At 55.8% G+C, this 13,502-nt stretch carries 7 protein-coding genes; all 7 read left to right on the top strand.

Annotation, left to right across the window (positions count from 1 at the left end; all coding sequences use genetic code 11):
• The first annotated feature begins 36 nt into the window (after nt 1-36).
• A complete protein-coding gene (locus EDM60_RS06745; RefSeq protein WP_063231004.1) occupies nt 37-231 on the top strand; it encodes a PLD nuclease N-terminal domain-containing protein in 195 nt (64 codons plus the stop codon).
• A 30-nt stretch (nt 232-261) separates the two neighbouring features.
• On the top strand, nt 262-1,182 hold the full coding sequence (locus EDM60_RS06740) for an ABC transporter ATP-binding protein (protein WP_122963280.1): 921 nt from the start codon (nt 262-264) through the stop codon (nt 1,180-1,182).
• Nucleotides 1,179-1,964, top strand: coding sequence for an ABC transporter permease (locus EDM60_RS06735; RefSeq protein WP_122963279.1), 786 nt, complete (start codon nt 1,179-1,181; stop codon nt 1,962-1,964). Before EDM60_RS06740 ends, EDM60_RS06735 begins: the two co-directional genes overlap by 4 nt.
• A gap of 15 nt (nt 1,965-1,979) precedes the next feature.
• A complete protein-coding gene (locus EDM60_RS06730; protein ID WP_122963278.1) occupies nt 1,980-2,744 on the top strand; it encodes a CPBP family intramembrane glutamic endopeptidase in 765 nt (254 codons plus the stop codon).
• Nucleotides 2,745-2,752: 8 nt separating this feature from the next.
• Nucleotides 2,753-3,070: a heavy metal-binding domain-containing protein gene (locus EDM60_RS06725; RefSeq protein ID WP_122963277.1), complete on the top strand. Its 318-nt coding sequence runs from the start codon at nt 2,753-2,755 to the stop codon at nt 3,068-3,070.
• A gap of 3 nt (nt 3,071-3,073) precedes the next feature.
• Nucleotides 3,074-3,298, top strand: a complete 225-nt coding sequence (locus EDM60_RS06720; protein WP_063230999.1) for a hypothetical protein — start codon at nt 3,074-3,076, stop codon at nt 3,296-3,298.
• 341 nt (nt 3,299-3,639) lie between these two features.
• Nucleotides 3,640-13,502, top strand: a 9,863-nt coding sequence (locus tag EDM60_RS06710; protein WP_122963275.1) for an Ig-like domain-containing protein, incomplete at its 3' end; no start/stop codon positions are given.

Here is a 13,502-nt window from a genome sequence, read left to right as displayed (position 1 = left end):
AACTTTAAATAACTATAAAATTTGGAGGTTTTATCCATGGAAGTAGATATGCAGCTCCTCGCTCCGCTGATTGGGATTCAATTGCTCCTGATGGTGATCGCCCTGATTGATCTTGTTCGCCGCGATGCAGGGAGAGTGGCGGGCGGAAAAAAATGGCCGTGGGCGCTCGGCATCATCTTTATCAATACGTTGGGGCCTATTGTGTATTTCTTTGTCGGCCGAAAAGACTAGCCCAAGAAACGAAGAAAGGGTTGACCTTCTTTGCGAGTAATCGAATGCGACGGCCTCACCAAGGAATACAAGGACCATAAAGCGCTCAAGAACGTTACTTTTTCCATCGACAATATCGGCTGCATCGGGTTCCTCGGGGGAAATGGCGCGGGGAAAACGACGACGATTCGCGTTTTGACTGGCCTGGCTGCACCGACAGCCGGAAAAGTGAAAGTGGTCGGCTACGACGTCGTAACCGAACGCAACAAAGTTACCAGTGAAGTAGGCTACTGCCCGCAAATTCCTGCCTTTTACAACTACATGACAGCAGTGGAGTGGATGCACTGGGTTGGCAAACTGTACGGATTGGACAAGCATACGATTGCGCAGCGCACGGATGAACTGCTGGAACTGTGCGGAATTAATGAAGCGCGCAATCGTCCGATCAGCGGCTACAGCGGGGGAATGAAGCAGCGTCTGGGAATTGCCCAGGCGCTGATCCACAACCCGAAGCTGCTCGTCCTCGACGAACCCGTTTCCGCTCTCGACCCCATGGGGCGGCATGACGTCTTGCTCCTGATCGAAAAGCTGAAACGGCACATGACGGTCTTCATGTCGACACACATCCTGGATGACGTCGAGAGAATCGCCGATCATATCGTGATCATCAAGGACGGCACGGTGCTTTTGTCATCCAGTCTGGAAGAGTTGCGGGCCAGCCATGTAGAGCCGTTGATCGAGTTCAAGCTGGATCAGGAGGACATCGATTTGGCGGACGTGCTGGACGGGCTTGCCTGGGTGAAAGAGTGGAGTCAGGATGGCGGCGTTTACAAGGTTTTCGCCAATGACATGCCGCAAGCCAAGGCTCGTCTGCCGCACATCGTTCTGGAATCTGGCGGGACGCTTGCGTATTATCGCCTGTCGGCATTGACCCTTCAGGATATTTTCCTCAAGGTGGTGAACAACGGATGACTTCCTACCCGATGATCCGCAAAGAATTTCATGAATTGATGAAGACCTACAAAATTCTCATCGTCCCGATCGTGTTTATCGCTTTGATGATCACGCAGCCGATCACGATGAAAATGCTGCCGGAAATTTTGGCCAATTCTACGGGACTGCCAAAAGGGACGGTCATCAATATCCCCACCCCGTCTGCTCCGGAAGTGCTCTCGACGGCGATCAGCAAATTCAGCTCGCTGGGCACGTTCGTGCTGATTCTCGTCGCGATGGGAACGATTGCCGGAGAAAAAGCGTCCGGGGTCGCCTCCATGGTATTCGTCAAGCCAGTCAGCCGGGCCAAGTATTACCTCGCCAAAGCCGTCACTTATTACGCCTTGACCATCGGCAGCATGCTGATCGGAATCGGGATCACCGCATACTACACGCAGCTGCTTTTCGGCCAACTCGATTGGGCGCACGTGTGGCTCGGTACGCTCATTTACATACCGAACTTATTGCTTGTCGTAACGACGACAATTTGCGCCTCCAGCTTTTTCAACAACGCTGTCGGCGCTGGCGGGGCCTCGCTGCTTTTCAACATCGTGATTTTTACCGTGCCACAGTTTCTCGGCAAGTTTTTGGACATGGTGTCACCGGGCGGACTGACAAACGCCGCGATCATGATGATCCAGGAAAACTCGACAATTGCCGAAGCCGCCATTACAGCTGTGCCGGGGCTTGCAGGCGTCTTGACGCTCAACTTCGTCTTTTTCTTCATGGGCTGGTACTTGCTGGAACGATCTGAAATCTAGGTGGGGGGCGTCGCTGTGGAACACTTTTGGCTAATCTGGGTGATCAGCGTCTTGTGCGCTCTAGGGATCATCCCGATTCAGTTCAGAACGATTCGCCAGCAAGTGCAGCTGCAAGCAGAGATGCATCCTGCCAGCAACAGCAAGGTTCCGCCAGTGCCTGTCATGGTTGCGCTGACGATGATTCAGACCTGCGTCATTCTCGCTATCGCGACTGCTGCAGGCTTGTGGCTCCTGCCTGCAACTGAGCTTCGGCTGTTTGTGCTCGACCACTGGTCGTCCGGGGCGGCGCTGCCTTTTTCCATGCAAAGCTTTTGGGCGGTGTCGCTTGGATCGGGCATCGCAGTAGGACTCGTGGTCAAATGGCTGGACCACTGCTTTTTCCAGCCGCACATGATGGCGAAAAGAGGCAAAGAGCCGATCTCGTCGCGGCTGCTCGGTGTCCTCTCGTCTTTTTACGGAGGGTTCTGCGAAGAAGTGCTCATGCGGCTCGGCGTCATGACGGTCGTCGTATTTTTGGCACAGAAGCTCGGTCTTGCAGACACCGCCTACTGGCTGGGCATTGGGGTTGCGGCTCTCGCTTTTGCTTGCGCCCACCTCCCGGCGAATTTCATGACGTACGGAAAAGGCAAAGTCGCCACGCTGTGGACACTGCTTTTGAACGGCATCATGGGCATCCTGTTTGGCTGCCTGTTCTGGCAATACGGCTTGGAAGCTGCCATCATCAGTCATTTCAGCGCAGATATCGTGCTGCATGTGATTTTCAAAAAAAGCAGAAAGTAGGGAAGCAAATGCTCGTAGTAACAACCGAAAACATTCCAGGTTATCGCATCGTTGAAGTGAAAGGAACGACATTCGGCCTGATCGTTCGCGCGCGAGGAATCGGCGGAGACATCATGGCTGGGCTGCGTTCTGTCGTCGGCGGAGAAATCAAGGAATATACCGTTCTGTTGGAAGATGCGCGCAAACAGGCGCTCGACCGCATGATCAAAAACGCCAACGCGATGGGAGCAAACGCTGTCGTCATGTTCCGCTACGACTCGGGAAGCATGGGCAACATGGGCGAAGTCGTCGCGTACGGCACAGCGGTCGTCGTTGAAAAGGTGTAGTGGATGATTTTTTTCGTCTATTACCTCATTTTTCAGGTCGTGCTCCTGCTCGTTCTGTTGATCTTGTCAAAAATCAAGGACAAGCGGCTGCACGAAGACCATGGAGAAGAAATCCCGCCCGGATTTGAGTGGACGAACGAAGTGAATATCGACCCCGTCTCGCAGGAAAAGCGCCGCGTCTACTACAATCCGAAGACAGGGGATCGGTATTACCGGATTGAGAAATGATTGGTTTGGATAGATTTCCGGTTGGAAAGAGCGGTCTTTTTGCAGGCTGGTTTGTTGAGGAACCCCGTGGGTAGTCGGGGTTTCTTTTTTTATGGGTTATTTTCTACAAGTCGTTTTTGTCGAAAAAATTCTATTAATGTCGAAAAAACGCCTTTTAAGTAAATTCCTGTTGAACCAAATTTTTAAAAATAATATAATTCGCCTGAATGCAACAGGAATATTTTCCTATCTTTGCTTTTTTATCAATTTAAACCAACTATTGGCGAAAAGGAGTGGGAGCCATTGGACTGCTGATGCACAAGCGCAACTAACAAACCAAACCTAGATAAGGAGTCACGTGAATGAACCAGGCCTTCATCCGTTTATTCAGTATGTTCCAGGCGTTCCTCCTGGTGTCGCTCCTGCTTTTGCAGCTCGTTCCCGTGCATGCGGCGGCGAGTGCGGACAGCAAGACGTACCTGATCGGCTTCAAGAAACAGGAACGCGCCAAGGTCAGGGCGATCCAGCGGTCATCCGTTGAGCCACTCACCGGACAAATCGTGGTCGCCGAACTGACCGAAAGCGAGAAACAAGCGATGCTGGAAGACGAAAATGTCGCCTACATCGAAGAAGACAGCGAAACCGAGCTGGCGGAAGCAAGTCTCTCGCCGAGCCAAAGCCAGCAAGTGCCGTGGGGCGTCGAGCATATCGGCGCCGCCGCTGCGCACAGCCAGCAGTACAAAGGGCAACGCATCAAAATCGGGGTGCTGGATACGGGAATTTCCGCTCATCCTGACTTGGAGATCAAGGGCGGTGTGTCCTACATCGAAGGGGAGGACGATTTTGGCGACCAGCACGGCCACGGTACGGCTGTAGCGGGAGTCATCGCCGCTCGGGACAACGATTTTGGTATCGTCGGCGTCGCGCCGGAAGCGGAATTGTACGCGATTAAAGTGTTGGACAAAAAAGGCCACGGGACCTACTCCAGCATGATCCAGGGGATCGAATGGGCGATTCAAAACCGGATGAACATCCTCTCGATCAGCGCGGGCGGTTATGTGAACAGCCGCGCCTTGCACGACCAGATCAAACGGGCGAATGAGCACGGTATTTTGGTCATTGCGACGGCGGGCAACCGGGGCTTGGGCGAAGAAACCGAGCTGTTCCCGGCTCAGTATGCGGAAACGATTTCGGTCGGCGCGGTTGACCGGGAAGACCAGCGCGCCGATTTTTCCAGTGTCGGAAAAGAGCTGGATCTCATGGCGCCAGGGGTGGATATCCGGAGTACCGCGCCTGGTGGAGATTTTCAGACGAGGTCCGGCACTTCGCTCGCTGCTCCGCACGTAGCGGGGGCGGCGGCCGTGATTTGGTCGGCGAAAGGAAACATTTCTAGCACTGAGCTGCGCGATCTGTTGACGAAAAGCGCTACGCCGCTGGGCGAGTCCCGTTTTTATGGCAAAGGGCTGGTGCATTTGGAGAAGGCGCTGGGGCAAGGGGAAAGTTCTGCGGAAATCGCAGCGCTTTTGCCTTCTGTTTCAGAACTCAAGCTGGCACAGGGGGAAAGCCAGCCGCTCAAAGTCACAGCCAAGCGCACAGATGATTCGGAGCAAGACGTGACCAAGCGGGTCAGCTATGCCGTGCAGGATGAGGCCATTGCCAAGGTAAGTGCTGCGGGCGTGGTAAGCGGCGTCGGGCCGGGCGAAACCAAAGTAACGGGAGAGTTGGAAGGACATCACTTCGAGATTTCCGTTACGGTGACCCCGCCGGAACCGCTGCGTCCACTGGCAGGGCTGGATAGTCCGGAAAATGGCGAATGGACGAGCGGCCTGTTGAATGGAAAAGGGTGGTATCTCGATTCTGCGGGAGTGGCGAGCATTCGCATCCAAGTGGATGGGGCTGACGCAGGAGAAGCGCAGTACGGTCAGCCACGCCCGGATATCGCGGCGAAATATCCGGCGTATGGCAATCCAAACGCCGGGTTTACGTTCCAACTGGACACGCAAACACTAGCGAGCGGAGCGCATACACTGGCGGTGATCATAGAAAATGCGGCTGGCGAGAAAACGACCATCGCGGGCCGAGCTTTTTATGTCGGGGAAACGCCGTTGCCGGAGGGCTTGCAGGCGGATGTCCAGAAGCTGGAGCTGGCTCCGGGCGACAGCCATCCGTTGAAAATCTCCCTGATTTTGGAGGATCGCTCGGTCCAAGACGTGACGCAGCTTGCCAGCTATACTTCCTCTGACCCGGGAGTCGCTATCGTGAGTGAGACGGGAGTCGTGCAAGCGGTTGGAGTCGGCAGTGCAAACCTTACCGTTACCTACGAAGATAAGACGCTGGTCATCCCGGTACAGGTTCAAGTCAAGGAAGAAACGCCGCTCCCTGCGCGCGGGGAAGTGGAGCGCCCGGCAAACAACGCCACCGTAGCGGGTCAAGTGCTGGTGGAAGGCTGGTATCTGGACCCGGCAGGCGTGGCGAAGATCGAAGTGCAACTGGACGGAACGCGGCTGGGGGATGCGCAGTACGGGCTTGCCCGTCGCGACATCGAAACAGCTTACCCGGACTACCGCAATCCGGCGGCAGGTTTTCAGTTCCTTTTCCAGACAAGCGCTGGGCAAGAAGGGGCGCATGTGTTGAAAGTAACGGCTGTCAGCAACGACGGCACGGAACATGTGCTGGCGGAGCGAGCTATCCTAGTTGAACAAGAACAGCCAACGACAAGCATCTCGGCTGCGCCTGAAAAAGTAGAAGTGGCTCGCGGGAAAACGCAACAGCTACGCATTTCGGCTGTCCTTTCCGATCAAGAGACAAAAGACGTGACCGCAGGAGCGACCTATGCCGCAGACCATCCGCATGTGGCCAGTATTTCGCCAAGCGGAATGGTCACGGGATTAGAAGCCGGACAAACGACCATCACCGTCCACTACCAGGAGCATGTGCTGACCGTTCCCGTAACGGTACGGGAAGCGGCAGGCTTCATCCAAGGCGGAATCGATACCCCACCGGACAACGCGACCATTAGCGGCGTGTACCCGATTACGGGCTGGTATTTCCACTCGGGCGGAGTCGCCAAGGTGGAAGTGCTGGTAGACGGTATCCTCCAAGGGGAAGCCGCCTACGGCATACCCCGTCCAGAAGTAGAGATCACGGATGTCTCCTCGCCGAATCACGATATCGGCTATCAATTCGATCTCGATACGGGCAAGCTCCAGGAAGGAACGCATACGCTTTCCGTACGCGGAACGGGCCAAGACGGGACGCAGACGATGCTTGGAGAAAGAAAGATCCACGTCGTTCCGCTTTTGCCAGCGAAAAGCTTGCGGGCAGACCGCACTGAACTGAGCCTCGCAGAGGGAAAAACGCATCTACTCGTGATCAAGGCGATCTTGGAAGATCAGAGTGAGCATGACGTCACCAAGTTAGCTCGCTATATAGTGGATAATGCGTTAGTAGCGAAAGTAAACACAGATGGCCTCGTCACCGCCATTACACCTGGCACGGCAAACTTGACCATTACCTACGGACAGCAGAGCCTCTCGATCCCCATCACCGTCACGGAAGCCGGGCCACTGTCCGCAATGGGCGAATTGGAGACGCCCGTCCAGGGAGCTGTCATCGAGGGCACAAGCACGATTGCCGGATGGTTTTTAGCGACGACACCTATTACGCGTTACGATGTTCTCGTAGACGGAACGAAGAAAGGCGAAGCAAAAGCAGGCATCGCTCGCCCTGATATCGCCTTGCTGTACCCGGATTATGCGAACAGCCACGCCGGTTTTAGCCTGACGCTGGAGGGATCCGACCTGCCAGCCGGGGAGCATACCGTTGCCGTGGTGGCCATCGACGGAGAAGGCAAATCGCATCCGTTGCCAGAAAAACGTTTTGTCATCGGGAAACAACCCCCGATCCTTCGTTTGCAGCCACAAGAGCCAACCGTCACCTTGCCGAAAGATTCCAGCAAAAAGCTGACCATCTCCGCGCTACTGACGGAGCAAACGACCAAAGAGATCACAGGAGAAGCACAGTACACGGCAGAAAAGGCTGAGATCATCCACATCAGCCCTCTCGGTGTGGTAACGGGGCTGCAAGTCGGCCAGACCAACGTAGTCGCAAGCTACGGCGGGCAATCTGTCACCATCCCCGTCACCGTGACGGAGACAGAAGCCGGGTCCACGCAGCCAAAAGGGCAATTAGAGCTGCCATTTGACCGCGCTGTCATCGGCGGCGTGACCACCGTCCAAGGCTGGCTGCTCGATCCGTCTGGCATTGCCAAAGTCGAGGTGCTCGTGGATGGACAAGCTGTGGGCACCGCCGAATACGGCGAGCCTCGCCCGGATATTGCGGCGCTGTATCCGCATTACCGCCAGGCAAACGCCGGGTTCCGCTACCAATGGGACACGCTTCCGTTCGCCGAAGGCACGCACAAGCTGACTATCCGCGCCACGAATCAGACGGGACAGGAAAGCCTCGTGCTGGAAAGAGACGTGGTCATTGGTCCCGTTGCCAAACTGACCGCCAATCTCACCTCGATCGCATTGGAAAAAGACAAGACCGTGACCTTCCAACTGACCGCCACTCACCGGGACAACAGCACAAAAGACGTCACGGCCGAAGCGACGTACGCGTTTGAGAACCCGGCCCTCGCCAAAATCGAGGCGTCGACTGGCTTGATCACGGGCCTGATGCCAGGAAACACGCATCTGCGCGTATCGTATGCCGGAATCGTGCAGACGTATCCGGTGCAGGTCCAAGGAGACGGACCGAGCCACGGTGGAGAAATCGACACGCCGTCAGACAACGAAGTCATCAGCGGCAACTATCTCGTCACGGGTTGGTTCCTCCCTGAGGGCGAGTTGGACAAAATCGAGGTGCTGCTGGACGAAACCGTTTTGGGCGAGGCGCTGTACGGCACCGAGCGCCCCGATGTGCTGCGCACGTACCCGGGCAGCCAAGGCGCGAAGCCAGGCTTTTCCTATAGGCTGCGTGCAGAGGAGCAGCCAAAGGGAACGCACAAGCTGACCGTACGGGTTACCGAAAAAGACGGAAAACAAACCAACCTGGAGAGAACGGTAACGATTGTCGAGGCGATCACCGAAGAAAATCGCTACTGGCTGCAATTTTCCAAGGAACAGGGCAAACACAACTGGTCCTACCTGGAGGCCAAGGAAGAGCGCTACACCGAACTGGTGTGGAACCAGGAAAGCGAGCAGTGGAAAAGCCCGCAAGGCGAGACGATCATCGGGAATACGTGGATGCACATCGGCGGCTCCGATCCGGTCATTCGCTGGGAAGCGCCGCGTTCCGGGAAGATTCACGTCGGCGGCTGGGCGTCCATGCTCGAAGGAAACGAAGGAGACGGCGTTAACCTCCGCCTTTTGAAAAACGATACCCAAATCTGGCCGTCGGCAGGCTGGCAGTCCATTGCGTTCAACGATCAGATTGGGGTGGAGCTAGCGCAAGAGCTGGAAGTTGAGGCAGGAGACAAGCTGTATTTCCAAGCGCAGGCAAAAGAAACCGAGGTGGGGGATTCATTCAAATGGACCCCGGAGATTGACTATCTCTCCACGAACATCCCGGATAACGCCGCGCCGCGTGTGTACGTCACCACTCCCGTTACGGGAAAAGTCATCGATCAGGTGAACGGACAGGATGTGATCACCCTTTCCGGTTGGGTCATGGACCCGAACATCGGGGATCGCGTCAGCCTCTGGTATCAAATCGACGAAGGGGAAGTGCACCAGATCGCTTCGTTCCTGGCGTCAGAAAACGCCTCCGCCTTTTTGTACCATGCTCCGGTGCAAGACCTGAAGCCAGACGACGTATACTCCCTGAAAGTCTGGGCCACCGATCAGAAGCAGGGCCTGTCTCCCGTGCAGCAGGTGGACTTCACCCTGGATATGCGCGCGCAGGCCAAGGAAAAAGACCCGGTCTATATCGAGGCAACCTGGAAGAGCCCCGCGAACAACACCGAGTTTCATTTGGGAGATCGCATCGTATTCACCTGGGATTACTCGCCAGACTATCCATTCAGTGTGTATGGGGACAAAATAACGAGTCAGGAATTGACGATTTATATTACGCAATCGGGACAACTCACGCCGACGATCAAGGAGAAGCTGTCTGCCAAAACCCGTTCGTATGAGATGGACACATCCATGATTACGAAAAACGCTACGGTGGAAGCGCGGCTGCGTACCGTTTTGAACATTAGCGGTGTGCCGTCGTACGTAGAAGGCTCCACGATCAAACGGAATTTCAAGATTTTGTACGGGAATACGGCGCCCATCATGGAGAGCACGGAATTTGATGTCATTTACTCAGGAAACACCGGACTTATCACCTACTCGATTGTGGAAAAGGATGCTACAGACAAGCTGGTGGCACGGAAACTTCGGGTCGGCTGGACGCCGGGTGGGAATGAGGTGGGAGAGACAATGGAGAACCTCCCCGAGGATAATCAGGCCAAGCGAACCTCGAGTCGCTACCAATTTCCCATCACCAAAGACATGCTGTTTCGGACCATCTATTGGACCGCGCAGGCCCAAGATAACCGCGGAGCCTGGTCGGAGCCGCAAGTCTACTCGGCTCGTCTGGTGGATCACCTCCCTTATCTGGCGGTCTACACCCCTAAAGAGAAGCGCATTATCGACTTGAAGGAAACCTTTACCCTGGATGGCACGTACAGCCGCTTGCAGGCAGGAGATACGCTCACAGGAACGATTTACCCGGCGACGTATGCCAGGAAAACGACGACCACGACTGGTTCAGCTGGTTATTGGAGTATGAGCTGGCTGGGCCAGGAGCTGGGTGAAGGTACGTATACGAATACGGAGGTACGCAGCGCAAGCAAACATGTCGCTTCTTACAGCGGAGTCCTGGTCGTCGAACGGAAACCGGGAGCGCCGGTCATTGTCAAGACCGAGCCGACCAAGAACGCCATCACGGTGTACTGGAACCCGAGCCCCGGAGCCAGCACCTACCAGATCCGCCTGGATAACCATCCTCTGGCGCGAGATGTAGGGAACGTCACCAGCTATACGTTCTCCGGCCTCCAGCCAGGCCGCGCCTATACGATCATGCTGTGGGCCTACAGCCCATCTGGAATCAGCAGCTACCCGGCTTCGATTTCCGTCGAGACGCTGCCTGCGGAGGAAAACTTCACGCTGTTGCAGGAAAACAGCCCGATTCGCATGTACTACCCGGCGGATCAAGCGAAATATTTCAAGCTCACCGCCAAAACGAGCGGCACGTACCAGTTTACGTTGACCAACGATTCCAGTTCCCTCGCCGCAGGGAAAATCGCGGTGTTCCGCAGCGCGTCTCTGCAAACGCCGGACCAAATCGCTTCCGGTGAAAACGGGAGTGTCAGCGCGGCGCTGGTCGCAGGCAAAACGTACTATCTGTCCGTCCAGTCCCGCAGCTCCTTGTACGCGACGCTCCTGGCCAAGGCGAGCGGAGAAGCGATTGTGTTCAACCAGGCCAAGGAACTCACGATCCCAGCCGGGCAATCGGTCGAGCTGTCCATGAATGCAGTGATCCCTGGAACCTACCGCACCGTGGTCCAACTGAAAAATCCAGGCAGCAAATACCCGACGGTCGCTGTGCTGTCCAACGGCACGCTCGTCAGTCCGAAGCAAAAGCCAAGCGAGGCCGAGGCCGTGTACGAGCTGGCATCCGGCAGCTACACCGTCCGGCTGACGAACAACGACACCACTGCGCTTAGCCTGTCGTTTACCGTCTTTGCTCCACTGGCAGGAGGCACGCTGTATGAATACGTCTACGATGCCAACAACCGGATCACGGCGATCAAGGAAAACGGCGCCAACAGCGTCACCTTCACCCACGATGAGAACGGCAATCTGCTCAAAAGCGTCAAGCAAGCCGTTTCGCCTCAGCCAAAGGCAACCGCGCTGAAGCTGGATTCAGACAAAGTGGATGTGTCCTCCGGCGGCTCGGCGTCCATCCAGGTAACCGCAACGCTGGAAAATGGCAGTCAGGTGGACGTCACCTCACAAGTGACGGTCATCGTGGAAAATCCATCCGTGGCGTACATCAGCAACGGGCGCGTCTACGCCGTCAACGGCGGGACCACCCAGGCACGGCTGTACTACGGCGGACAAACGAAGACACTCACGATTACCGTAAGCGCTCCGGCGATCTCTTTGTCGTCCATCAGCCTGAGCCCGGCGCAAACGACCCTGGCAGAAGGACAAATCCAGCGCGTGTACGCCACCGCCTACTACACCGATGGCAGCAGCAAAGACATCAACAGCGTCGCCAGCTTTTCTTCCTCCAGTCCATCGGTGGCGCAGGTGAGTAGCCAGGGCGTCGTGACCGGGATCGCCCCGGGAACCGCGACGATTACCGCTTCCTATAACGGCAAAAGCGCTTCCGCTCAAGTAACGGTGCAGGGAGCCTACTTGCTGGGGCTGAAAGCCAGTCTCGCGCAGCTTTCGCTGGCAGCCGGAAACAAGGGACAACTGAGCATCTACGCACAGTATTCCAACGGAGTCGAGGAAAACGTTTCGGCCAAAGCCCAATACACCAGCGGCAACCCTGCGATTGCCTCGGTCGATGGCATGGGAGGCGTGGTGGCAACTGCCGCCGGAACGACAACCATCCAGGTCACCTACGGAGCGAAAAGCCTTTCCGTTCCCGTCACGGTGACAGGAACGGTCGTCACCTTGCAGACCATCTCGGTTCGTCCGGAGTCCATCAGCATGAAAAAAGGGGCGACTCAGCAACTGGAAGTCAAAGCAACGTATAGCGATAACAAGGTGACCGATGTGACCAGCCAAGCTTCGTACCAAGTCGCCCAACCCGTGATTGCCACAGTTTCAGCGACTGGCTTGATAACAGGAGCGGCCGTTGGCTCCACGACAGTTACCGTATCTTTTGGCGGTAAAACCGTCTCTGTGCCTGTACAGGTCACAGAAGCTCAGGAGCCGGTGCAGAGTCTGACCGTCACGCCTGTTAAACTGGAGCTTTTGGTAGGCAAGACGCAGACGTTGCAAGTGACGGCAACCTACAAAGATGGCACGGAAGAAAATGTTTCCCAAAAGGCCACGTACACCAGCAGCAACGCCACGATTGCTTCCGTAAGTAGCAGCGGTGTAGTTACAGCACTGGCGGAAGGCACGGCGCAAATTACGGTCCAATATGGCGGAAAGAGCATCTCGATTCCGGTCACGGGAAGTGTCGTCAGCTTGCAGACGCTCGCCGTTCGTCCAGAGTCCGTCAACATGAGAAAGGGTGCGGCTCAGCAACTGGAAGTCAAAGCAACGTATAGCGATAACAAGGTGACCGATGTGACCAGCCAAGCCACCTACCAAATCGCCCAACCCGCGATTGCCACGGTTTCAGCGACTGGATTGATTACGGGAGTGGCAGTAGGCTCCACGACGATTACGATTACGTTTGGCGGCAAAACCGTCTCTGTGCCCGTTCAAATCACAGAAGCCCGGGAGCCCGTCCAGAGCCTGACCGTAACCCCTGCCCAACTGGATCTTTTGGTAGGCAAAACGCAAACCTTGCAAGTAACGGCCACCTATAAAGACGGCAAAACGGCAGACGTATCCAAACAAGTTACGTACTTGTCGCAAGATCCAGCCACAGCAACCGTCCAGCCTGACGGACTCGTCACCGCTGTCCAGGCAGGAAGTACGAGCCTCACTGTGACGTATGAAGGCGTGAGCGTCAACGTACCCGTTGTCGTCACGGCGGAGAACGCGGTTATGGACATCAAGATCGTTTCGGAAGCCATTACCTTACTGGAACATGCGACGAAACAGCTCATCGTCAAGGCTGTACACGCAGATGGAACAGAGTCCGACATTACCGACAAGGCTCAGTACACTGTCGATGACCCGTCCATCGCATCCGTAAGTACGGGCGGTTTGCTGACAGCTAAAAAAGCAGGAACGGCGACGCTTACCGCAGCATTTTCCGGCAAGCAGCGGAGCGTGGCGGTGAAAGTAATCGAAGGAACGGAACCAGGTAGCAAGGTACGGAGGTTGTCAACGGGTAGTGATCACGTCCTGATAGTCAAGGAAGACGGAATCGTGTGGGCATGGGGTCGAAACGACAAAGGACAACTGGGAGACGGCACGACACAAAATCAGACGACACCAGTAGCAAGTGTACGAGTGATCACGCCCAACCAGTTGGTAGCAGTCCCAAGTTCCATCCAATTGCTTCCAGCGCAAAGCAAGCCGTTGAAAGTAACGGC

Origin of the sequence: Brevibacillus parabrevis, assembly GCF_003710905.1 — a bacterium.
In the GTDB taxonomy this organism is placed as follows: domain Bacteria; phylum Bacillota; class Bacilli; order Brevibacillales; family Brevibacillaceae; genus Brevibacillus; species Brevibacillus parabrevis.
The sequence above is the reverse complement of the archived record's forward strand: the minus strand, read 5'-3'. Positions and strand labels throughout refer to the sequence as shown.